The sequence below is a fragment of the Caldalkalibacillus uzonensis genome (assembly GCF_030814135.1).
Classification (GTDB): domain Bacteria; phylum Bacillota; class Bacilli; order Caldalkalibacillales; family Caldalkalibacillaceae; genus Caldalkalibacillus; species Caldalkalibacillus uzonensis.
On the sequence record NZ_JAUSUQ010000004.1, the window covers coordinates 69,636 to 93,209 of the forward strand.

Consider the following 23,574-nt stretch of genomic DNA (forward strand, 5'->3'; position numbering starts at 1 on the left):
CATGTGGATAGCAATGCTAGCTTTTAACCGGCTTAATAAACAGGACAATAAGTACCTGAATCGAGAGCCACCGATCCATGTAACCTAAGGTTCGAGGTTAAAACTCCATGTAAAAAAGGGAGCTGAATCGCTCCCTATCTACTGAAACTTGCTACCTGATCTACTCCCCTATTTGAAGTAAATGATCCACTTCTTGATTCAAATCTTCTTTGGCAGAGGTGGAAATAAACTTCTGCATCGATTCTTTATTGAGGTGCTCTTTGAACTTCATTAAGCGATGTTCAAACTGCTCTAATCTCCCCGCTTTCTGATGATGCTTAGCTTGCTCAAGTGTTTTCTCCAACTGGGCGTATAGTGGCTTTTCCAATTTTCCGTTTTTGTAGTATAATTCTGTTTTGATTACCAGCGCATCAAAGCCCGTCATCTGTAAATCCGGGTGAGTATATTTCCACAAGTCACCCCCGTCAGCAAAATAAAAGTTTCCAAAGTCATCCTGTGCAATTCTGGACGCTCCACTTCCTTTTAGAACTGTCACCTCTTTACTTTGTGCATCAATTTTGAAAAATCTGCCACGGATAGTCCCATATACATTTCCGTCACGGCCAATCTCCAGAAAGGCATCTCTCCAGACATGGCGATCGTAATCCAGAGTGAACTTTTCGTCACTGTAAACGACCTTTCGTTCTTCTGGATCGAAGATAAACAAGGTCCCTTCTGCCATACCCCAAATGTTTCCATCTGGGCCGACAATTAAGTCAGTAATAGCCTTCATTCCAGGAACAGGCGTTGTTTCATATATTTTTTCTTCTATTTCTACGTCCCAGATGAAAAATTTTGCTTCGCTTTCTAGGGGATCATCTCCCAATCCTCCCCAGATGGTTGTTCCACCGAAGACATGACCATCTTTATAAGCCAGGGAAACAACCCCTTGATTCTCTATGATGTTTTTCTCCACTCGGACATCCCCTGTTTCGACATTATAGATGGTCAAGGCACCCTGATGTTGACCGTAGGCAGGAACGGTGCCCAAAAATACTTTGTTTTCTTCCTCAACGGCCAGTACAGCCATCGGACGGTCCTGCCCCAAATCATAAAGACTAAACAATTGTCTCGGATTGGGCTCCTTTGCCGTTGCATCGCGCACCCACGGTTTGGTCGTATCGTAAGCATATATTTCCGCTCGCGGGTAGCCCCCTAGATAGAAGGTGTCGCCAAAAAGGTCCATTTTTTCTATCTGACCAATGCCGTCATACTGGTGTGTTTCTCCGGTCAGAGGATCATAATAACTAAGGCCTCCGGCGAGATATCCGTTGGTGTAAATCCGTCCGTCGGGTCCCTTGGCCATGGCCCAAATATCAGTGGGTTGGCCCGGCAGATCAAGATCAATAGTTTTCAGATGACCAGTCTCTAAATTATATTTAAACATCATTCCTCTGCGGACGAGAGCGACAAGTGTATAACCCGGTCCTTCCTCTTGCAGTTCAAGAAATTTAAATTTAAGCGGGTTGCCGTTAACATGGAGATCCAAATCTTTACTTTCATGTGTGTTGAGATCATATTTGTACAGCTTTGCACCCAATGTATAATACACTTCTTCTCCGTAAGGAGATTGGGGTGAAACTGTAAATGAGTCAACCTTTTCTATTTCATTGACAACTTCGTCCGTTTTGGTATCGATCACAAGCGTTTTGTTGCCTTGTACCAGCTTGGCAAACAAATAATCATTCACCTTGGTGATATTGTCCACGAAAGTATAACCTTCTTTGTACTTGTCTGGTAAAATGTCTTTCTTCTCTCCAGTTTCGGGATTAAATTTAATAATATGCGGTGTGGATCCGATACCCAAATAAAATATATTCTGCTTGTCGTCATACACCACCGTTCGGACATATCTCTCTGTTTCGAGGATGCGGCCATAATCGGTGAACCCGCTGTCCGGATGATATTTGAAAAGTTTCGCTCCCGCAGTTGCACTGTATGTTCCACCGTAAACCTCGCCATTTGGTCCAGGTTCAAGGTTAAAAATATGGGTTTCCCCGACCGCTTTCCCCAAATCCTCTATTCCATCCGACCCTGGAATATAACGATACAGGTGTCCGTTTGTATAAGTTCCTGCGTATACACTACCGTCAGATGCTACGGCAACTCCTCTCACCCCAGATGCCCCGGGTAGATCGAATATTTTTAGTATTTGTTCCGTTTCTACGTCAATTTTGATCAGTTTAGCCGGGTCTCCTACCACACCGGTATAGACCACATGGCGCCCGTTTTCATCAATACCAAAATCCGCGTAGTGATTGGTTACATTTCTGACCTGTGTACCCAGGTTTATAAACTCACCATCCTGGTTCATTTCTTCCATCTCCAAGGAGATGTCATCAAAATAAGCCGTAGAGATTTGTACCACATTTGAGTAAAGCAAAATAGCAGCCGATGCTGCATCCTCGGGAGCTGTAGCCGATACTTCAAGTTTGATCCATTCTTCCTTGGGGGAAGCAATGGAGGCAGACGTTTGCTCCAATTGCCGTCCCTCACTGTCATAAAAACGAAGATAAAGACTCAAAGTCCCCTGCTGAATATAAATATAACTAGATGCTCTGTACATCTTTTGCGCTTCAACCGGAACAGGGTCGCTAATGAGTCCTGCCGACCGCTCACTGCTTTCATCCATTAATTTTAAACTGTAATCTCCGCTGTGACTGAGCTCATCAGTCACTACAAAATTATCGTCACTTCCATAAGCCACTCGCCAGCCTGGAATGGTGCCGTCAGCATTCAGTGATTCCTCAAATCCCGGGTTTTTAAGATCTATCATTTCGGAGGCAGCGTATGGTGCATCAGAGTCAGTCGTACCGAAAAAAATAACAGTTCCCAGCAAAATGATAACGGCAACCGTAAATAAGAATTTTAATTTATTGACCATTTAACCTCTCCTCCCCAAAAAATTAACACGATCCTGCCCAACATGCCGCAATGCATGAGATTTGGTGACACCCTGGTATTTGGACGGAAATAAATGTCTGTTTATCACCACCTTTATGGCAACATCTCTTTCGTTTAATGGGTTAACCCAAAGTCTATGAGCACCCCGAGCATGTTTTGAGGTTGATCCATCAGGGAACGGTAGATATGGGATAATTGATTGATAGACACGGTATGGGTAACCAGAGATGCCACATTGATCCGCTTTTCGGCCAACAGACGTATATATTCTTGCATGTTCCTTCCTTCTGACCAGCGCACGAAAGAAGGTGGATAATCAAAACCCTTTGTCTCATAGTCCGGATCATAGCGTCCGGGACCGGCTGCCCTGGAGATGAGAATCTCCGCTTCTTTACGAAACATTTGTGTGCGTGAGAATACTGGTTTGAGGTCACCGACAATGACCACATTTCCCCGGTCACGGATCCAAGTCAGAGCATGGTCTATCAAACCTTCGCTGTTTCCATTCGTACATAACAGGACGCTGTCAACCCCCATATGCTGGGTTTTTATGTTTACCAGCTCTTGTACTTCTTCAAGGGTCTGGCCTACTGCATCTATACCGCAGTCTTTAAGCTTTTGACAACGTTCTTCCAAAAGATCATAGCCGATGACTTTAAAGGCCGCACAATGCGCAATCTGGGCGATGAGCTGCCCCAATATACCCAAGCCAACGACTACTACTGATTCACCAAACTTGAGCCCGGCCTGCCGTAATGCATGAATGGCAATGGCCCCCAGTCCGATCATCGAGGCCTCTTTCATATCAACTCCATCCGGTACAGACACGACAAGGTTCTTAGGAACGAGCAGATATTCAGCGTGCTTGACATAAGGTCCACCGTAACAGGCCACTCTTTCCCCGATCCGGACATGATCAACATTCCTGCCAGTCTCAATGACCAGGCCGCTGGCACTATAACCAAGCGGCATGGGTACTTGATGTTTTTTTCTGAGCAACATTAATTCAGTCCCTGGACTTACGGCAGAATATTCCGTTTTAACAATGACATGGTTATCTTTAATCACCGGGGGAGGGAGGTCCATGATTTTAATCTCACCGTCGAGACTGGTTACTACCTTCATAAGTGACCTCCTCTCTGAATGAAATAACAATGCGCTCCTTATTTTCACCAGTAGAAGGATGTTCGTAAACCAATTCTCCGTTTTTATAGGTTTTGACCACTCGATAAGTTCCTTTTTCTTCTTCCAGTAAGATAATGTCCGCAGGTGCTCCTATTTTCAAACCGTAAATGCCTGAAGGGTTCAAAAACTGGAAGGGCCGGACAGAACACATCTCCCAGGCTTCCTTGAGTGAAACCAATCCAAGGCGCACCATATGTTCCATTCCCTTTAGGAGCATTTGAACAGAGCCGGCCAATAAATTTGGGTCATGAACAAGATGTAACTTCCCCTCAGGGGTCAATACCACTTTTCCACCCACATGGGTTTCATACACCCCTGGAGGCATTCCGCTTAACGATACTGAGTCACTTACCAGAATGGCTTTTGTGCCTTTCACCCTCAGCATTACTTTCAAAACCGAGTCAGGTAAGTGAAATCCGTCAGCAATCAAAGTACACCAAAGGTCATCTTGAGCCAGTTGTTCCCAGATATAGTTCGGATGACGAGATAACTTTACATGAGCACCGTTTCCGAGGTGAGTTGACATAGTCGCACCAGCTGCAACAGCATAACGAATCTGTTCAGGTGTAGCAGCCGTATGTCCGATGGCAACTTTCACCCCATATTGAACACAGTTGCTGATAAAATCCGGGGCATTTTCCCACTCCGGAGATAAGGTAATGATTTTTATACGCCCTTGGGCAATGTTTTGCCAACGTAGGAAAAGTTGCCAATCCGGAGCCTTGACGTGTTTTCGGGGATGTGCCCCTCTTGGGCCGTCTTCTGGGGATATAAATGGCCCCTCTAAATGAATGCCCTGAATAGCCTGGTCCATGACCGGATCTCTGGTGCATGAAGCTAGAATGACTTTGAGTGCTTCTTCAATGGCCTCATTGCTGTTCGTAATGATTGTGGGGCAGTAGGAAGTGACACCTTCTCTCCATAATGATCTGGTGAAGTTCATCATCCGTTCCATTGACAATGGAACAGTGTTGAAATCAAATTGCCGGTAACCATTGATTTGCAGATCGACCAAACCAGGTCCAATCAAAGGCATAGGAGTTCTCTCGTCGGCTTCCGCAGGTCCTTTGCACTCAATTTGGTGAATTTTTCCCTTTCTGACATGTATGGAAATTTTCTTCTTCGTCCCATAATGCAGACCTTCTATCACACATCCTTCATGACTGGAAGCCATTTCTGCTCCCCCCAAATGAATCAAAATCCAGATATAACGTACAATTGGGATGTCTTCTAAGAATGGAAGCCGGACAACTGGTAGAAATTTCGCCGTATAATGTTTTTTGGACGGCCTCCTGTTTTCTTTTTCCGGGTACGATGCAATACAGATTTTTACCATCTAATAATGTCGGAATGGTTAGGGTCAAAGCTTTGTATGGTACATCTTCCAACCGGTCAAAACACCCGTCGTTCACTTGTTGCTGCCTGCAGACTTGATCCAGGGTGACAACTTTCATCACCTGTGGATCTTCAAAATCTGCAACCGGCGGGTCATTAAAGGCAAGATGACCGTTTTCCCCTATCCCAAAACAGACAATGTCAATGTCATCTTCCTTCAGCAAACGGGAGTAACGCTCACATTCTTTTTCAGGAGGTGCGCTGGTATCTATAAGGTGTACTCTTCCCGGGCTGACCAAATCAAACAGCTTTTGACGTAAAAAACGAGCGAAACTTTGTGGAGCACCCTGCGGCAAACCGATATACTCATCCATGTGAAATACGGTTACGCTCTGCCAATCAATACCGTCCTCACCGGATAAGGCTGCTAAAAATTCATTTTGAGAAGGAGCTGCGGCAAAAACCATGCGTACTCTCCCTTTTTCGGCAATCATTTGCTTCATTTTTCCGGCAACATCACGGGCGGCATCCTCTCCCATCTCTTGTCGATTCGCATAAACGTTCACAGTCAATAGATCGATACGTTTTTGTATAACTGCTGTCATACTCTTTCGCATTAAACCCACTCCTTTCCTATACCACTTCGGCTAAAAGTTGATCCAAACTTTGTACGCACTCTGTAGAAGCTTCATAACCACCCTCGGAAAAGCTGTTTCCTGAAGGCCGCTTAAGCTGTTCTTCGGTTAACTTGGACTTCAAGCGGTAATGCGTTTCTACGACAAGATACCCCTTATACCGATCAGCTTGGAGACGTTTAAACAACCCGCGATAATCAACCTCACCCTTTCCGATTGCCACCGCTTGAACTCCTTCTGGAGATTTGACGGCATCTTTCAAATGAATGTGGCAAATCTTGTTTGCTAGATGCTCATACCCGTCCGGGAAGGGAATTTCCCCCTCCGGATCCCAAATATCATTTCCCGGATCATATAGTCCCTGTATGTGCGGAGAATCTATGGAATCGATGATCTTTCTCACTTTACGGGCATTGTGGGCATAGACAGCTGGATCAAATTCTAAAGCCATAATCAAACCATATTTTTCAAGAACAGGCACGACCCGTTCAAAGTGCCTGATAATCCTGTCAAATGCCCTGGACCAATCCACTTCCTTCCGAGACCAGAAACTAAATCCTCTAATGATCCGGGCTTGCAAATGTTGGGCAATTTCAGCTATACGGTGTAACATCTCCAGATGTTCCCCTACTTCCTTTTCACTCAGTTCACATTTGAACAGAGGGGTAGATAGTGCACAAATACGCAGTCCAGCCGCCTTCACCTGTTGGTCAATCCTATCAATCTCCTCGTGGGTCAACTGATGAATGACCTTATCATTGACCGACCTTAATTCAAGCGCATCAAGGTCAAATTTTCGGGCAAACTGAATAACCTCTTGCAAATCTTGCGATACTTCATCGGAAATTATCCCTAGCGGAAATGGCCGTTTCATATTACAAACTCCCCCTCCCTCTCCAACATCCTCATTAGGCCATCACTTTATGATAAAACTACAGGGAAACGCGACTGGCGACTTTGATTGGCTGCTTCTATAAACCGAATAATCTGTAAAGTCTCTTTTATTTCGATAATAGGATTTCGGGAAGTAAACATCTGCATAATTTTTTCCAATAAACTGGCGTAATAAGGTTTTACATCGGCAGAGATATCTACCCATTGGCTTCCCTGTTCAAAATGAATCATCGCTCCGAATTGCCTGTTTCCCATCCTGTTTCCCCGCACCGTTCCGATACGGCCGTCCTCCCACTCACCAATGACAAGGTCATGGTCTTGATTGGCGATGGCCTGCACTTTGACACACGAATGGCCCAGTACTGCAAAAAGCATTTCAACACTGTGAATACCGTACCAGAACAAACCGGGTTGTGTCGGTTCAAGTGTCATCGGACCATAACAATCTGCCCCGATCACGTTCCCTTTACTCTTTTCCTTAAGAACGTTTGTCAACCCCTGTGCAAAACGCAGAGCAGACGAACTCATCAGCGGAACATTGTATTGGGAAGCCATTTCACAAATTTCGCATGCCTCTTTATATGTAGTGGCCAGAGGTTTGTCAATGAACACTGGTTTTTGGAATGGTGCCAGCTGACGAAACTGTTCCAAATGTACTCTCCCATCAACAGATTCCAACAGGATTGCATCTGTGTGTTTGGCTACTTCTGTAATAGAATCAACGATTTGTACACCGTAGTCTTGCTGTAAAGTTTTTTTATATCCTTCTACTCTCGAAATACTCAATTCAAAATCGGGAGAGCCTCCCGGGTAAGCCATTGTGACGCGTCCACCGGGAATGTGATATTCATGGTCAGAATCGTTGAGCAACTGTGTAAAAGCGACTACATGGGAAGTATCCAAACCAACAATTCCGATTCTAATCTCCCCTGACATCATTTCACCTTCCATTTTTTAGATTACTGATTTCCCTTCTACTTTAATTGTCCTCACATGTTCAGCATCAAGTAAATACTTTAACCTCTTTGCCGGAACGTGCAGATTCATAGATGGCCAGTATTAAATCAACAGCTTTACGTGCTTCTTCCCCCGGGATCATCGGTTCCCGATCATATTTAACGGCCTGGATCATATCCTCCACAATGATGTAATGGCCGGATTGGGAAAGCTTACGCGGGTCACTTTTAGCGCTAATATCCCTCTCAACAGAAGGAATCTCTTCCTCCCCATGACGGAATGACCATTGCTTGATACCGCTGTCCCCAAAAACGATGGTGCCGTTTTCACCATGGATTTCAAAACGTGTTTCCTGGCCGGGATAGACCGACGTTGTGCCCTGGATAACACCATAGGCCCCGTTCTTGTATTTCACGAGTGCAACCGCGGTATCTTCTACTTCTATGTCTCTCACTAGTGTGCCGGTATATGCAGTCACGGACTCTACTTCACCGACCATCCATTGTATCAGGTCGATTCCGTGAACTCCCTGGTTCATAAGTGCACCACCTCCATCAAATGCCCATGTTCCCCTCCAATCTGCACTCTGGTAGTATTCTTTGCTACGGAAATACTTCAGATAAGCATCTCCCAATACCAGTTTGCCTAGTTTTCCTTCCTGTATGGCCTGACGAGTCAGCCTGGCGGCTGGAAGTGTCCGGCGTTGAAATACACATCCCAGTTTTACTTTGTGACGCCGACACGCTTCAATCATTTTGGTCATTTTCTCGGCATTAATTTCCAGAGGCTTTTCACATAAGACATGAATACCCGACTCTGCTGCAGCAATGGTCACCTCCGCATGCAACCCGCTAGGCGTACAAACGGATACTACATCCAGATCTTCCAGTCTGAACATGTCCGTATAATCCCTATAAACCCTTGCCACTTTATATTCTTTGGCAAAAGCCTCCGCTTTTTCTTTGTTAATGTCAGCTACAGCTACCAACTCTGCCTGAGAACTTTGAGCAATAGCTTTAGCATGAAGTGGGGCTATTACCCCGGTACCAACAAGGCCAAACTTAAGTTTGGTTGACATTTTTCTTTCCTCCTTGATCAGAATATGATCTTGTGGTTTATTTGTGGTTTATATCTACTTTTTATGATATAATGACAATCATCCTCAATGATCATCCTCACCTATCAAAAAAATTAAAAGGAGAACCGTTATGTCTAGAATGAGCCGTTCTACCTTTCAGGCCAGAATGAATGCATTTGTTGAAGAATTGCGAAACGAAATTATTACCGGCAAGCGGGCTCCCGGTGAGTTTCTGCCTTCTGAGCTTGAACTGTCAAAACAATTCAGGCTGAGTAAAAATTCTGTTAGAAAAGGGTTGGATATCCTCTTGGCAGAAGGTCTTATCACCAAAAAACCGCGTGTGGGAACCATTGTCAGTCAGCCTTCTGTCAAACAAATAACTACTATTACATTTGGTTATCACCCTTCAGTTGAAAAAGAAGCTCAATTAGAACAATTAATTTCTGATTTTGAAGCTGCATACCCGAACATTCGTGTGCAAACAGTCTCATCCATGCCATACTATGGCAACTATCACCAAACGGTAGCTGCATATATGGAAAATAAACTCTTGGATGTCGTTACCGTGAATTACACCAATTATCGCGACCTCATTGACCACAATGTCATAGATCTGTTGGAAGAAGTAACAGCCCACGAAGAGACATATCCATTTTTGAACGATACATTTACCCACAATGGAAAACAGTATGTGCAGCCATTAATTTTTTCTCCAGTCATTCTTTGTTACAATAAAAAGCATTTTCGAGAAGCTGGATTAATGGAACCGGACAGCAGCTGGACATGGGAGAAGGTTATACAGGCTTCATCCATCTTGATGAAACAACATGGAAATAAACGCATCGGCTTCTATTTTCACCCCTTGTCTCTCAACCGTTGGCCTGTGTTCTTACTACAGAGCGGACATGCATTTGAAACAGATGATAAGGGGCGTATCAAGATTTGCAATACTCCTGTCGTAAAAAGTATTGAGGTATACAAAGAGCTCCTTCAGTCACAAATCATTAAAGCCAATTATTTATCGGAGACGGACGCAGATGCAGAAAAGCTTTTCGCAATGGAGAAAGTCTCCATGATCATGACCACTTATTTCAGTTTAAACCACTTACAAGATGTCTCCTTTGACTATGACATCGCACCACTTCCTTATTTGTATGAACCCAGCACACTTTTGCTGGTCATCGGACTGGGCATCAACAAATATTCTGCTCACAAGGAAGCTGCCAAAACGTTTGTTAATTATATGATCAGCCGGCAAACCCAATTAAAGATCAAGCAGAACACCCTGAGTATTCCGGCTAACAAAATAGCAGCGGAGTCAACACAAAGCAATGTCTACCGTCCTTTCCGTTACTATCTGTTTCGTGAGATTTTCCCCACATTTAGAAAATACACGGATCTAAACGTGGGGACGAAAGATCTGGAGATTATCAGATCCGAACTACAGCTGTATCTGGCGGGGATGGAAGATATTAATGACATCTGCCAGAAGCTTGAAGATCTGTTTCGCAGCCCATCAGTTTCCCTCATAAAAGTTAAGTCTTGATTCCGGACAGGGAAATCCCTTCCGTGAAATACTTTTGAAAGAATAGGAAAATCAAAAATGATGGTATAAAGGAGACCGTGGCCACTGCCATCTGAACCCCAAAACTTCCTTCTCTGTCCAATAATGAGGCCATACCGACCGTCAAAGGAAACATGTGCTCTTGTGTCGTAAAAATGAGTGGGGTAAAGAAGTCATTCCAGTTACTGATAAATGCAAACGTCCCCACGACCGCCATGGCCGGAGCAGACAAAGGCATGATGATGGAAAAAAAGATACGAAAATCTCCGGCCCCATCCATATAAGCTGCCTCTTCCAATTCTCTTGGTATGGACTGCATATATTGCCTCAATAGGAAGACCCCCATAATGCCCCATAATTCAGGCACAATCATAGGATAGAGCGTATTGATCCAGTTAAACCAGCTGTACAAGATATAGTTCGGAATAATTAAAAGCTGTTTAGGAACCATGACCATGGCCATCATGAGCCAAAAAATCACCTCTTTTCCTTTGAATCTTTTTTTAGCAAAAATATAGCCTAGCAAAGTGCAAAGAAATACTTGTGTCAGGACCGGGATGACGGTGATGATCATCGAATTCATGAACCAACGTAGAACCGGTCCGCGTGTGAAAATGTATATATAATTGTCCAGAGATAAATTTGTTGGTAACAAAAAATTTGGATGTAAGTAAAACGTACTCATCGGCCGGAATGAACCGACAATCATAATTAAAAAGGGGCCGAAGAACACAACAGAGAGTAAAACGAACAAGATATATATCATGATTCTTTTATACCATCTCATTTCTTTAAATTTGCGCATATTCTTCCCCTCTTGACTTAATAGTAATTAATTTCCTTGCCCAGGTATTTCCTCTGGATCAGGGTGAGCGTTAAAATAATCGCAAACAGCATATACGACAGCACACTGGCATAGCCTAAGCGCAAGCCTGTAAAACCAACTTCATATAAATAAAAAACGAGAGTCGTTGTTGAATAACTGGGACCTCCAGATGTTAAAATAAAAGCTGAATCAAAGATTTGGAACGACCCTATCGTCGTGATGATCGCTACATAGAAATGGATCGGCTTTAACATCGGAAAGGTGATCGACCAAAAACATTGCCATCCTGACGCACCATCAATCTTTGCTGCCTCATACAAATGAGATGGGATAGACTTCAGTCCGGCAAAATAATAAACCATGATGCTACCAGACACCTTAAATATACTGAGCAGGGCGAGTACCGGAAGCGCTAACCGTGGATCCTGAAAATAGGCCTGTGGAGGAATCCCAAAAAAGCCGATTACTTGATTAATCAACCCAGTATCAGAACTGCGGAACAGCCAACCCCATATACCACAAATGACCACAAACGAGGTCACTACAGGAAGAAAATAAATTCCTTTAAAAAGTCCAGAGGCTTTTGCTCCAGAATTGATCAACAAGGCCAATATCAGTCCTAACGCCATCGTAGGAAGAATGTAGTACAGCGAAAACAGCGTTGTGTTCCATAAAGCCCTCCACGCCATTTGATCCTGCAACAAATTCTTCCAATTCTGCAACCCGACAAACTTTGGCGTTCCGATAATAGGCCAGTTCATGAAACTTAATATAAAACTAAACAATAAAGGGAATAACTGAAAGATCAAAAAATGAATAAGTACCGGTGTAAGCACAATGTATACGATTTTGTTCTCCTGCCAGGATCTCTTTAATCTTTGCACGAACGTGCCCTTTTTTTCTTTTGTTTTTAACTCTCCCACACGGACATCCTTTTGTATGGATTTCTGTGACATAGGGTTCAATCAACTATTCACCTCCTGGAAAATGTGAGGTGGGAGAAGAGAGGCAACAGTTGAAAACTGCTACCTGCCCACCACACATATTGTTCACCCGTTATTGTATGTTTGCCCTCTCTTCTTCAATCTTCTTGGCTATATGTTCCGCTGCTTCCTCAGGTGTGAAATCTCCGTTCAACATGGATTGAATCGCTGCCGTTACATGAGGAATGATTAAACGTCCCACAGGGTCTTTTACTCCAGGAAGGGTAAATTCGGATTGTTCAACTACAATCTCCATCAGCTGATGTCCGTCATAAATATCTGCCGCTGCCGGACGAGAAGGAATATAGGACGTTGCCTTATTGAACAAGCGCTGATTATCTTCATTTGTCATGAATTTTACGAATTCAACCGCCGCATCCTTATTGTCGCTATTGGAAGGCACAGCGAACATCCCTACAGCGGAATATGTGGCTTTCCGCTTATTTTCAAGCAGCGGACCAACCGTCCATTCAAAGTCAACTTTATCGATACCAGCTTCCTGATTAGCAATGAATATGTTACTGGTAAAATTGACCATCACTTGTCCGTTTAGAAATGCTTCATTCTGGGCATCTTGAGACACATCCGGATGAATCCATCCTTCCTGAAAGGCTGTGTTAATGAAATGTAGAGCTTCCATAGCTTCGGGCTCAGTCACAATCACATTTCCATTGTCATCAATAATATCGCCTCCTGCTTGCCAAATCCATGGATAAAATCCCATATTGACGGCTCCATCAGCAACCCGGAATGTAAAAGCATAGTAACCTTTCTCTTTCGCTTTTTGTGCCCATTCTTTAAATTCATCCCATGTCGCAGGCAAGTTATTTGGATCTTCTCCTATCTCCTTTACTATGTCTAAATTGTAATAAGGTGAAACAACCGTCCCTAGTATGGTCAAACCATAAAGTTCTCCCTGGTATCTGGCGGCATTCAATGAAGCTTCATTGAATTCGCTCATAAACGCTTCATCTACATATTTGCTTATTGGTTCGAGAATACCCTGCTGTGCAAAAAGCGGTGTCTGGTCTGGAAGAAGATAAAAAACATCTGGTCCCTGATTTGCTGCAAGCGCTGTAAGCAACTTCTGTTCCCTGTTTTGCCATGGAATTTCTTCAATCACAATCTCCACATTGGGATGCTGTTCCTCAAAAGTATTCTTCATTTCTTCCCACACCGGATTCATTAACTGTGGATCAGCATAAGGGTGAACCCAAACAAGGACTCTTCCGGAAAGCCCATTATCACCAACAGATGTTTCGTTATCTTCACTTTCACTGGTTCCAACATTCTCTCCACTGCAACCAATCAAAGCCAAACCTAACACTAGGAAAATAACAATCCATCCCGCTTTGAACTTCACGTGCATTCCCTCCTTATTGTCTTCATTCATTAAACATACATGCCAAAATCTCAACTTACGGTTTTGTAACCGTACACTACGACTTATCTCGATATAATACCCCCTTTTGCTTTTATTTAATAAATAATATAAATTTAAAAACTATAATAAATAATGTAATTATTACAAAAAATAAATCCAAAATCACTCTCATTATTTAGACACATCTCCCCTAGATCTCCGTACAGTATGTATCGTTTTTGTTAAAGAGCGCATGTATATATGTGATCAAGACCAGTTTTTTGCCACCTAAAAACTACAGGTATACAACAAAGGGATGTATAACACTTCACTTCACAACGCCATCTAGTCTATTTCTAGTATATATTTTCTTTTTCTCTGTTTTTCGCTTAAAAAGGGAATTTAATCTCATGTCATTAATAATACTATGTGTTATAAGGGCAAAAAACAAGGTCTTTTTTTTGTCTAAAATTTCTGATCGTTACTTTCGATCTTCATATTTGTGTTAATATGAACCAGATTTAAACCACTGAATCTTTCCTTTATATAGAACATCCAATACCAGACCTACATAAAAAGCCGCATCCTCTTCCACAATTAAGGATGCGGTCAGTAATTTAACGTATTAAAGATTAATCGTATTTCAAATTTGTTTTGATAAAAGTTCTATGATCAACAAAAAGTTCCTTATAATGTGATACGGATCCTTGACAGGAAGGGCAACCACCTTTTCTACAGGGTGACCTTTGCGGTTTCGGATTTGAATCCATTCTCCACCAGGTTGATTCTCGTTCGGGAATGTATCAAATACATATCGTTTGGTTTGTTTGTACAGTCGCAAGAATTCATTGTCTCTGGTATAAGCATAAGCGAGCAGTGTAGCGTACAACGCTTCAGAATGTGGCCACCACAATTTAGTATCCCACGTATCAAGAATGAGAGTTTCAAAGGGGTTACCGTTGGTCACACCTTTCGGCGGTCCTCCTTCTTTGTCAACAAAGCGAAGCAGTCCGCCGTGAAGTTCATCCCAGCCAAGCTCAAAGGCCTTTTTGATGGCTATACATACCTTATGAATATAATCCTCCCGTTCCAACTCTTCCGCTGTCGTCATGACGAACCACATGCTTTCGATCGCATGTCCTGGATTCATATGCCGCGTCAACAGTTCATCTTCGTTTTTTTCTGGATCTTGCGCGATTATTTCGGCTATACTGCCATCCGCACGATAAAATTCTTCCATAACAATACACATATACCTGCCACTAGCCTCTAACAGTTCCTCCCTTCGTTCGTGTCGAAAAGTTTTCAATACCCGCCCTAATTCCTGCGTAACATTGAGCATAATCATTGCTACCGCATGAGCTTTGTAGCCTTCTGGAATGGGGTAGGGTTCTGTCCTGTAATCACCACGCCTTAACCTCTCACTGAGATGGTCGTATAGACGAAGGGCTTCGTCCAATACTTGTTCATCCCGACTAACACCGGCATATTCAGTAAAACCCAGGATGACGAAACAGTCCGCGTAAATACTTATGTCCATTCCTTTCCCGGGGATACTTTCTTTTTTTTCCCCTTCTTCCGAAAGCAAAAAAGCACAGTTTCCATTTTCCAAAAAAGCATTATGCTGTAAAAAACGCACAGTCTGATATGCTTGATCTAAAAAAAGGCTTCCATCACCGTCGATGATTCCTTCTTGCATGAGACGGCCCAGCCTGGACCAGATCCAGATTAGTCTTCCTTGTGACCAGACGTATTTGTCTTTACTGACAAGTTCTGTACCTGCATTATTATAGCAGGTATAAATGCCTCCGTGCTTGTGATCGAAAGCTTTCGTCCAGAAGGGCATAATCACATTTTGCAGATGTGATTTGTAAAACTCCAACTCCTCATTACGGCAGGTTGACATAACAAACTTCATCGAATCGCCCCTTTAGTTAGAATCAACCTGTAGTTAAAATCAACCTGTTGTGAATTATGACCCGGCTAACCAATGATCAAGATTTTTCCGGACAAAATCATCATCATGTAAATGGGGGTATTCCCTGTATATCCGCTCAATTTCCTCCTTTTGACCTGGTGACAATGTCTCTTTTGGATTCAGACACCATATTCCTTCTAATAAACCTTGTCTTCTCAATACTTCGTGAATGCCAGCAATACAGCCTTTAAACTGATTGGCAGCATCAAATAACGCAGCATTGGCATCTGTTATTTCCACGGCACGTTGCAACAATGCGGCAGGAATCTGCTTATGGGCATTGCGAATGTTCTTGATTTCTTGAAATAGCTCAACGGCTTTTTTCGTCCAAACAGCCCAATGTCCCAATAGACCGCCAACGATTTGCTTTTCCACCGTTTTGCCATTGACCTGAAAGCGATAAGTTGTTAGCAAATCGATAACAATATTGTCATCATTGCCAGTATATAAGGCAATTTCATCCCTTCTTGAAGAGTGGCAAACAGCTCTCACCACATCAATGGTTTGATACCTATTAAATGGTGCTATTTTTATAGCCATAACACCCGGAATTTCGACAAATTTTTGCCAGAAATCATAACTGAAAACCCTTCCTCCTACGGAAGGCTGCAGGTAAAACCCGAACACCGGTATCACTTCAGCAACTGACTCTGTCCTTTTCAACAGATCTTCTTCCGATAAATGTTCAAGCCCTCCCATGCTCAACAGCCCAAGGTCATAACCCAGACTTGCAGCTAAAGCAGCCTCCTTTAACGCCTGTTTTGTTGGACCACAGATTCCGGCCACTTTGATAAATGGTCTTGACAAGTTTGCCTCGTTTACTTCTTCGGCAGCCAGCCGCAGAACATCTTCAAACAGATTAATTTTTGAGTCCCTAATTTCGAACTGTGTCGTATGCACACCAATGGCAATCCCTCCTGCCCCTGATGCGATATAATAACGGGTCAGTGCCCGTTGCCGACGTTCATCCAGCTCCCTCCATTCATTAAGTGCTAAAGGGTGAGCAGGGATCACTGTCCCTTCGTGCAATAATTTTCTGGTCTTCGGGTTTATCTGCACACTCCCCATGGATCAAAACACCCCTTCTCTCTCTTGGAAATTTGTCATTTTATTATAGATCTCACCGTCGGCATGCACCCATTCGGCTGTCCATTCCATCATTTGTCTTAATGAGACACGAGGATAGCCAAAAATACGGTGGGCCTTGGATGCATTACTTAACAAAGCTGTATCAGCTTCCTCGTTTACAAATTCCGGACGGACACCAAACATTTCTCCGAACCGTTCCGCTAACCAGCGGATTGACACCAGTTCAGGTCCTGTAACATTCAGGACGGTCGGTGGAGAAGTGCAAATTTTTAGTGCACGTAAGGCCATCTCATTTGCATCTCCTTGCCATATGACATTGACATGGCCCATGGTCAGATCAATGGGTTTTTGTTCATACACGGATTTAGCAATTTCAAGTAAAACCCCATAACGCATATCAATAGCATAGTTAAGACGAAACTGTACAATCGGAATGTTATATTTATGGGAAAAATATTCAAAAACCCTTTCTCTTCCTAAACAAGATTGTGCATACTCACCTATGGGGCCTGGCAGATGTTCTTCCGATGCCCCTCCCAATCGAACCTGTGTTAAAGGATATACATTACCTGATGAAAAAGATACGATGCGAGAATGCTTGAATTTTTCCGCTACCCGGCCTGGCAAATAGACGTTCATGGCCCAAGTGTAAAACTCTCTTCCTAATGTTCCAAATTTATTACCTGCCATGTAAATAACGTTCTTCACTTCAGGAAGAAGTTGCAACTGTTCATCATCTAACAAATCAATAGCAATGGTCTCTATACCGTGATTTTCCAAATCTTTTTGCAGTTCCTTGGAAGAGAAACGTGAAACTCCAATGACTTTTTTGTTTATGCCAGCTTTTCTTATGGCATTTTGAGCCAATTTAGCCAGACTGGGACCCATTTTCCCTCCCACTCCGAGGATGATGATATCCCCTTCTATCTCTGCCATATCCTGTACCAAACGGGGGGATGGGTCAGCCAATTTTTTTTCTAGCTCTTGAATCGTTTTCATGGAAAAGATCCTCCTTTTACATTTATTTATTCCAAACCTATGGTGTAACCCTTGAATATTGCAGCAACCACTCCATACCGGTATTCATGAAAGACGACAAGTACAGAGAAACAGTGGAAAATCGGATGTCAAAATCATTGATATTGACAATTCCGACATTTCCTCTTCCAATCGATTTTCCAAACACATTGTACGATGTTTATCTCTTATATTAATTTTCAAAATATTGTGATTATATACATCGGCAATTTCCAGAGAATGTTTATCCGTATATCAAAAGTATCAAAGCCCAGTAATCCTGCTACAACAACATCAAATAATGTCAATTACACCACGGTATTTCATGACCACTCTCTCCGGCTTTACGAACTTCCACATGCCGCTCCCTACTTTGCAAGAGTGCAACCTATCGTTTACCCTATCTGCTTAGAATCAATTTAATTTGGTAAAACATTTATTGATGCTTTACTTACCATCATATAGTGACGTATAATAAAAGACAAGTCTTTTAATTGTCTTTAATTTGGCGAGTGTGAATGGGAGGAATGCGTGTGTGTTCAGATGCCGTTCAAACTAACGCCTTGCATCAGGATAAAGACGGGATTGCTATCGGCGTGATTGGGCCTGCTGAGATCATTCGCCTAATACGTGATGCCCTGAAGGCTTTTCCTTCATTTATTCCCGTGTTCCGGGAATATGAAAACGAATCGGAGGTACCACAAAAAACAAAAGATATTATTGATCACGTAGAAGTGTTGTTATTTTCTGATTATCCTGCCTACAAACATGCTACAGAAGCAATGCAGCTCAAGATTCCTGCTCATTATATTCCACTTATGGGAACCGGTCTTTACCGATCCATCTATCGCATCAAAAACTGCTATGATCTGAAAAGCCTTTCTGTCGATTCTCTGACAGAACAATATGTGCAACAAATTCTGAAAGAATTAGGGGAGTCAGTAACTGCTTTGCATTTTTACGGCCATTCTATCCAACTGTCCACTGACGAAGTTATTGCATTTCATAAAGAAAATTACGAAAATGAAAAATGTTCCGTTTGCCTGACAGGCATCAAAACGGTTGCCGAAGGCTTAACACGGCTCGGTATTCCTAATGAATGGGTTTTGCCTACCCGTCAGGATATCATCGTTTCACTTGAACGGGCATTATTGTCCACCGAGACTCGACGTAATAAAGAGTCGCAAATTGTTGTCGGCATCATCCACATAGATGAATACCGAAAGCTGATGGATCAAAGCACTTCGCAACATGAAGCTCAGACATTAAAATTAGAAATATATCGTATTCTCTTAGATTATGTCAAACAATTGGACGGCCACCTTATTCAATTGGATGGAGAGGAATTTTTATTTTTTACTACTAGAGGTGTCTTTGAAAGGGAAACACGCGGGTATAAATTTATCCCGTTATTGAATGATACACAAAAACTGTTAGGTCATTCCCTGAGTATCGGAATTGGTTTTGGACGGACTGCCACCGATGCAGGGATGCACGCGAGAATGGCTTTGCGTCAATCGAAGGATACAGGGGGCAATGTTTGTTTTATTGTCAGGGAAGATAGAAGCGTCATCGGACCAGTGGAGATGACCGATCCGATGATTTATGAACTTTCTGTCACTGACAACCATTTACTTGAAAAAGCAAAAAAAGCCGGTATGTCAGCAACCTATATGAGCCGGTTGATGGCCCAAGTAACCCGATATGGCAAAATCGATTATACACCGCAGGAACTCGCATCCGTTCTCGGAATCACTGTGAGAAGTACACATCGTATCCTCGTTCAATGGATGGATGCCGGACTTGTAGAGATTGTCGGAGAAGAAAAATTTTCTCATCGGGGACGCCCGCGACAAATATACCGATTCACCTTCATGGATGAACAAAGAAACAGAAAACACAAGGACAAATATAATTTTGAAGACAGATAGGAGAAGTGGGTGCCCCCATATTCTTAAATCACAAGCTTTTTCAATTTTCAGTTATTCTATTAATCTACTAGAAGAATAAATTTTTGATCGTGTTTCCTGCTAAAACTAAAAGCACCAACAGCCCTATGATTCCAATAACATTTTTAAAAGTTGAATTTCTAAGATCTCCCATAATCTCTTTATCATTAGCTACTACATAAAGACTGATCCCGATTAAAGGCACAACAACAATCGTAATAGCTTGAGCAAATAAAATGAGTTGAATAGGTAAACCTTGAAAAAAGATCGCTACTCCTGCTCCAATGACCATAACGGCGATAATACAATAGCGAACGCCTTTATCACTCAGTTTACGGCCTAGCCCTAAAGCATCGGCTAACAACGCTCCACCAATGGTGGCATTAGCAGTAAGTGAAGAAAAAGCAGCTCCCCATAGACCAAGCATGAAGATAACCGTTGACCAACTTCCATAAAGTGGCCCAATGGTTTTTCCCAAATCAACCACTGAATTAACTGTAATTCCTTGAGGAAGTAGGACTTTTGCAGCACAAACCATTACCATACCTGAGATTAAACCTAGAATCAATATGCCTGAATAACTTTCTATAATCCCGTCTTTGGCGTTTTTCCTGTCCCAACCTCTTTCTTGCACAAAATAAGACTGATAAAACGCTCCAACAACTGAAAACGTTGTCGCAAACAATGCAATTATGAGCAACATCGAACCATGCGGAATATTCGGAACAAAACCTCGAAATAAGGATGATAGGTTTGGTTTTACTACAAACAAGGTAATCAGAAATGACATTAGCATAAGCGCGACCAGCACGAGCATCAGTTTCTCTAAGACTTTATACAAGTTCTTCACAAATAGCAAAACAATGGCCAGTAATGTAAATATTAGCGTCCAGATGATCGACGATGTATTTGTTAATACGCCAAATGCCGCACCCGATCCTATAGCATTTCCAGCTTGAAACGATGCAGTTACCAGAAATGCCCCTATACCGATAATAGACGTAACGGTTTGCCCCCACTTGTCACGAATGGTAGATAACAAGGTCTGATCAGTAGCCATTCCAATCCTGGCACTCATTTCAGTAAAAACCATCATGAAGATCGTAGCAATTACAAGCACCCAAATTAATTGGTACCCATGAAGGGCTCCAATGTTTGTAGAAACTGTCAAGCTTCCAGGGCCTAACACTAACGCAGCTGTGATAACTGCAGGCCCCAACGAATGTAACCAGTGAGCAAAAACTGAGTGTGTAGGTTGTGTGTCAACACCTTCTTTGACAGTATGTTTTTCAGTACTAGCCATATCTTTTCCTCCTATCTCTTAATCTCCTCCTCGATTAACCCAAAACAACTGATGAGACGACTGTCCGTTTGCGTGGAGCAGGCGGACAGTCGTTTCTTTATCTATTTTCCCACTCCTGCAGTAGTGTTTCCCCGGTCATATTCAGGGTATCTTTCGCATCTTGGGAAACATATTTGTCTAAGGCCGGGTTATTCAAATGATTAAGGAATCTACGCAAATGTTTAATAGCCTGTGTAACTCTCCCTTCTTTCTCATGATACATGGATTGCTTGATACTGTTTTTCAGTTGAGTGTATAAAGGGGGTTCCAAGTTACCGGTCTTCTTATAAAGCTCAACAAGTTGCATAACCGTTTCAGAGCTTACCGGTTCATCTTCATACTTCAGCTTATAGACGTACAATTGTGTAGCAATTTGAGAGAAATAAATGTCACCCATGTAATCTTGGGCAAAATACGATGCACCATCCACTAGTGTTTCCACTTCCCAAGTTTCCGGATCAAGTTTAAAGATGTTGTTGACCGCTCTTCCGTACAAATAACCGTCCTTATGGAAATTGAGGTACCCTCCTGCCCAGAACGTAGTGCCCCATTCATACGGATATAATTCTTTTAACTGCACAACTTCTCTCGTCTCTGGATTAAATTTGAAAATGTATCCATAGGTCAGTCCCCACAACATTCCGTTCTCATCAAAGGCCAATGCCGAAATTGCTTGTTCGCCAGGGATAAGCGAACCCTCCCATACTTTCTCTTTCTTCTCAACATCCCAAATAAATAGCTTTCCTTCTGTTTCCACAGGATTAATGCCAATCCCACCGTATATGGATGTCCCTCCATAAATAAGCCCGTCTTTGTAAGCTAACGAAATCACACTATGATTTTCAACAACATTACGAAAGACTTCTGTTTCACCTGTTTCTGGGTCGTAAAAACTTAAAGCTCCTTCCAGACTTCCTCCCTTGGGAACCGTCCCTATAGCCAGATAGTTACCTGCATCCGCAAAAGCGAAAGGTCGATCCTGGCCGTTACTGCTTAACTCTGCGACTTGTTTAGGATTCTTTCCATAATTCCACGGTTCAGAGGGGTCATATTCCCAAATTTGTCCGTCTGGATAATTTCCGGTGTACAACTTTCCTTGATAGGTAGCCATCGCTTCGATTTGTCCGGGACCGTATAACATTTCAATTTGTTTTGTACTCGTATCGATCCTCGCCATAGCACCAGGTGATAAGTATCCGCCAACATAAATATTACCGTCTGGACCTAAATGGATCGAGCGAATATCTACGGGTGACCCAAGAACGTCTCCCTGTATAATCTTGTTGTTCCCGGTTTCCGGATTGTAAATATAGTAGCGACCTCTTAAATTAGTACTCACTAAACTGAGTCCCGGAAAATTATCGTCATCTATTTTGTACCATCCATAGCTGCGGTCCGTTCCAGATATAGAGAATCCTGTCGGACCTGACTCTTTTGTCACGACGTCAAAGTAATAAAGTTTATTATCAACTTTAAAATACGTTTTATTACTAGGTCCTAACGGAGAAGCATCCCAGCCGTTAGCATTTTTGAATGCATCGATCCATTCTCTTGTTTTCGTATCGTAGACCAGCATTGTGCTGCTGGGTGTCACACGTGCAAAAAGAAATCCTTCCACATAAGACATGTCATATACCTCTGTATCACTACTGTACTCTTCCGGCAAGGGTATAATTTCTTTTTCCCCTGTTTCTACATCCAATTCGACTAAGTGTGCTTGCCTGTTACCCGTACCAGCGTAAATTTTTCCATTACCGTAAGCTACGCTACGAACATACCATTCAGATTGAACCATTTGCCCGTAATCCCTGAACTGATTTGTTTCAGGGTCATATTGAAACACCTTACCATTGGGGTAGGTGCCTCCATAAATTTTTCCTTTATCATCCGCTACTAATCTCCAAAGGTGTGTCTCTGAACTGATTGGCCTCCCTAAGTTTTCTATGTTATCCATGCCCGGGATATAGCGATATAAATTACCGTTCCTCTGCGAACCAATATACAGTGTACCATCCGGGGCCACGGTTAATCCCCAGGAAGTGTGTGCTCCTTCCAATGGGAAATTGTCTACCCTTTCTCCAGTTTCAACGCCAATAATGTTGAGATTGGGAGGGGAACCGTTAGCAACGACATACATCCAGTTTTCACCATTAGGCCCTTTCCCGTAAGCAGCATGGGGAATCACAACAGAGTTTATAGCTGTGCCTAAGTGTTCAATCCGTTCTTCAATATCTTCTGCAACCGTCTTATTATAAAATCCGAAACTCACAATCATAATCATAATTGTCATAACAACTTTTCTTAACCAACAACTTTTCATACTATCACCCCTTTACAATTATAGATCCAAGTCAAAAAAAGTGGTCACTTCTTCAGCAACACCATCAAGGTCATCAGGCCAAGGGTAATCTTGGGTTGTTGTCCCTTTCGGATGAT

18 protein-coding genes are annotated in these 23,574 nt (G+C 42.7%); 2 read left to right on the top strand and 16 right to left on the bottom strand.

Features of this window, described 5'->3' with window-relative positions; all coding sequences use genetic code 11:
• Positions 1 to 160: 160 nt before the first annotated feature.
• From J2S00_RS06615 to J2S00_RS06645, 7 genes are all read right to left on the bottom strand, one after another.
• On the bottom strand, positions 161 to 2,923 hold the full coding sequence (locus J2S00_RS06615; RefSeq protein WP_307337123.1) for an FIMAH domain-containing protein: 2,763 nt from the start codon (positions 2,921 to 2,923) through the stop codon (positions 161 to 163).
• A 134-nt stretch (positions 2,924 to 3,057) separates the two neighbouring features.
• Positions 3,058 to 4,068 (bottom strand): zinc-dependent alcohol dehydrogenase, encoded by a 1,011-nt coding sequence (locus J2S00_RS06620; RefSeq protein WP_307337125.1) that lies wholly within the window; start codon positions 4,066 to 4,068, stop codon positions 3,058 to 3,060.
• Positions 4,040 to 5,302: an N-acetylglucosamine-6-phosphate deacetylase gene (locus J2S00_RS06625; RefSeq protein ID WP_307337128.1), complete on the bottom strand. Its 1,263-nt coding sequence runs from the start codon at positions 5,300 to 5,302 to the stop codon at positions 4,040 to 4,042. Before J2S00_RS06625 ends, J2S00_RS06620 begins: the two co-directional genes overlap by 29 nt.
• Positions 5,286 to 6,080, bottom strand: a complete 795-nt coding sequence (locus J2S00_RS06630) for a glucosamine-6-phosphate deaminase (RefSeq protein ID WP_307337131.1) — start codon at positions 6,078 to 6,080, stop codon at positions 5,286 to 5,288. The genes J2S00_RS06625 and J2S00_RS06630 overlap by 17 nt, the downstream gene beginning before the upstream one ends.
• A gap of 16 nt (positions 6,081 to 6,096) precedes the next feature.
• Positions 6,097 to 6,972 carry a sugar phosphate isomerase/epimerase family protein gene (locus J2S00_RS06635; protein ID WP_307337134.1) on the bottom strand — a complete coding sequence of 292 codons (876 nt, stop codon included), beginning with the start codon at positions 6,970 to 6,972 and terminating at the stop codon, positions 6,097 to 6,099.
• A gap of 47 nt (positions 6,973 to 7,019) precedes the next feature.
• On the bottom strand, positions 7,020 to 7,928 hold the full coding sequence (locus J2S00_RS06640) for a Gfo/Idh/MocA family protein (RefSeq protein ID WP_307337136.1): 909 nt from the start codon (positions 7,926 to 7,928) through the stop codon (positions 7,020 to 7,022).
• Between the two features lie 67 nt (positions 7,929 to 7,995).
• On the bottom strand, positions 7,996 to 9,027 hold the full coding sequence (locus tag J2S00_RS06645) for a Gfo/Idh/MocA family protein (RefSeq protein WP_307337138.1): 1,032 nt from the start codon (positions 9,025 to 9,027) through the stop codon (positions 7,996 to 7,998).
• Between the two features lie 130 nt (positions 9,028 to 9,157).
• Here J2S00_RS06645 and J2S00_RS06650 point away from each other — a divergent pair, with 130 nt between their 5' ends.
• Positions 9,158 to 10,573, top strand: coding sequence for an extracellular solute-binding protein (locus J2S00_RS06650; RefSeq protein WP_307337142.1), 1,416 nt, complete (start codon positions 9,158 to 9,160; stop codon positions 10,571 to 10,573).
• On the opposite strand, the gene J2S00_RS06655 is transcribed toward J2S00_RS06650, so the two are convergent.
• The 7 genes from J2S00_RS06655 to J2S00_RS06685 form a co-directional block, all read right to left on the bottom strand.
• On the bottom strand, positions 10,563 to 11,174 hold the full coding sequence (locus J2S00_RS06655) for a carbohydrate ABC transporter permease (protein ID WP_307337145.1): 612 nt from the start codon (positions 11,172 to 11,174) through the stop codon (positions 10,563 to 10,565). The genes J2S00_RS06650 and J2S00_RS06655 overlap by 11 nt on opposite strands.
• Positions 11,175 to 11,413: 239 nt before the next feature.
• A complete protein-coding gene (locus J2S00_RS06660; RefSeq protein ID WP_370875841.1) occupies positions 11,414 to 12,178 on the bottom strand; it encodes a carbohydrate ABC transporter permease in 765 nt (254 codons plus the stop codon).
• 16 nt (positions 12,179 to 12,194) lie between these two features.
• Positions 12,195 to 12,386, bottom strand: a complete 192-nt coding sequence (locus J2S00_RS06665) for a hypothetical protein (protein WP_307337672.1) — start codon at positions 12,384 to 12,386, stop codon at positions 12,195 to 12,197.
• An 87-nt stretch (positions 12,387 to 12,473) separates the two neighbouring features.
• On the bottom strand, positions 12,474 to 13,763 hold the full coding sequence (locus tag J2S00_RS06670; protein WP_307337149.1) for a sugar ABC transporter substrate-binding protein: 1,290 nt from the start codon (positions 13,761 to 13,763) through the stop codon (positions 12,474 to 12,476).
• Between the two features lie 643 nt (positions 13,764 to 14,406).
• Entirely contained in the window at positions 14,407 to 15,681 is a 1,275-nt protein-coding gene (locus J2S00_RS06675; protein ID WP_307337150.1) for an AGE family epimerase/isomerase, read from the bottom strand.
• A 54-nt stretch (positions 15,682 to 15,735) separates the two neighbouring features.
• On the bottom strand, positions 15,736 to 16,809 hold the full coding sequence (locus tag J2S00_RS06680; protein WP_307337153.1) for a dihydrodipicolinate synthase family protein: 1,074 nt from the start codon (positions 16,807 to 16,809) through the stop codon (positions 15,736 to 15,738).
• A gap of 3 nt (positions 16,810 to 16,812) precedes the next feature.
• Positions 16,813 to 17,829, bottom strand: coding sequence for an NAD-dependent epimerase/dehydratase family protein (locus J2S00_RS06685; protein WP_307337156.1), 1,017 nt, complete (start codon positions 17,827 to 17,829; stop codon positions 16,813 to 16,815).
• A gap of 551 nt (positions 17,830 to 18,380) precedes the next feature.
• Between J2S00_RS06685 and J2S00_RS06690 the strand changes: the two genes are divergently transcribed.
• A complete protein-coding gene (locus J2S00_RS06690; RefSeq protein ID WP_307337158.1) occupies positions 18,381 to 19,778 on the top strand; it encodes a GGDEF domain-containing protein in 1,398 nt (465 codons plus the stop codon).
• A gap of 67 nt (positions 19,779 to 19,845) precedes the next feature.
• Here J2S00_RS06690 and J2S00_RS06695 read toward each other — a convergent pair whose 3' ends face one another.
• Entirely contained in the window at positions 19,846 to 21,099 is a 1,254-nt protein-coding gene (locus J2S00_RS06695) for an Nramp family divalent metal transporter (protein WP_307337161.1), read from the bottom strand.
• 97 nt (positions 21,100 to 21,196) lie between these two features.
• Entirely contained in the window at positions 21,197 to 23,428 is a 2,232-nt protein-coding gene (locus J2S00_RS06700) for an FIMAH domain-containing protein (protein WP_307337163.1), read from the bottom strand.
• Between the last annotated feature and the right edge of the window lie 146 nt (positions 23,429 to 23,574).

What these genes read in the sequence shown, in the direction of transcription:
- J2S00_RS06645 (WP_307337138.1), bottom strand. Translation starts at nt 9,027, where the DNA reads ATGTCAACCAAACTTAAGTTTGGCCTTGTTGGTACCGGGGTAATAGCC.
- J2S00_RS06695 (WP_307337161.1), bottom strand. Translation starts at nt 21,099, where the DNA reads ATGGCTAGTACTGAAAAACATACTGTCAAAGAAGGTGTTGACACACAA.
- J2S00_RS06625 (WP_307337128.1), bottom strand. Translation starts at nt 5,302, where the DNA reads ATGGCTTCCAGTCATGAAGGATGTGTGATAGAAGGTCTGCATTATGGG.
- J2S00_RS06650 (WP_307337142.1), top strand. Translation starts at nt 9,158, where the DNA reads ATGTCTAGAATGAGCCGTTCTACCTTTCAGGCCAGAATGAATGCATTT.
- J2S00_RS06675 (WP_307337150.1), bottom strand. Translation starts at nt 15,681, where the DNA reads ATGAAGTTTGTTATGTCAACCTGCCGTAATGAGGAGTTGGAGTTTTAC.
- J2S00_RS06660 (WP_370875841.1), bottom strand. Translation starts at nt 12,178, where the DNA reads ATGAACTGGCCTATTATCGGAACGCCAAAGTTTGTCGGGTTGCAGAAT.
- J2S00_RS06700 (WP_307337163.1), bottom strand. Translation starts at nt 23,428, where the DNA reads ATGACAATTATGATTATGATTGTGAGTTTCGGATTTTATAATAAGACG.
- J2S00_RS06615 (WP_307337123.1), bottom strand. Translation starts at nt 2,923, where the DNA reads ATGGTCAATAAATTAAAATTCTTATTTACGGTTGCCGTTATCATTTTG.
- J2S00_RS06640 (WP_307337136.1), bottom strand. Translation starts at nt 7,928, where the DNA reads ATGTCAGGGGAGATTAGAATCGGAATTGTTGGTTTGGATACTTCCCAT.
- J2S00_RS06685 (WP_307337156.1), bottom strand. Translation starts at nt 17,829, where the DNA reads ATGAAAACGATTCAAGAGCTAGAAAAAAAATTGGCTGACCCATCCCCC.
- J2S00_RS06635 (WP_307337134.1), bottom strand. Translation starts at nt 6,972, where the DNA reads ATGAAACGGCCATTTCCGCTAGGGATAATTTCCGATGAAGTATCGCAA.
- J2S00_RS06620 (WP_307337125.1), bottom strand. Translation starts at nt 4,068, where the DNA reads ATGAAGGTAGTAACCAGTCTCGACGGTGAGATTAAAATCATGGACCTC.
- J2S00_RS06680 (WP_307337153.1), bottom strand. Translation starts at nt 16,809, where the DNA reads ATGGGGAGTGTGCAGATAAACCCGAAGACCAGAAAATTATTGCACGAA.
- J2S00_RS06630 (WP_307337131.1), bottom strand. Translation starts at nt 6,080, where the DNA reads ATGCGAAAGAGTATGACAGCAGTTATACAAAAACGTATCGATCTATTG.
- J2S00_RS06655 (WP_307337145.1), bottom strand. Translation starts at nt 11,174, where the DNA reads ATGAATTCGATGATCATCACCGTCATCCCGGTCCTGACACAAGTATTT.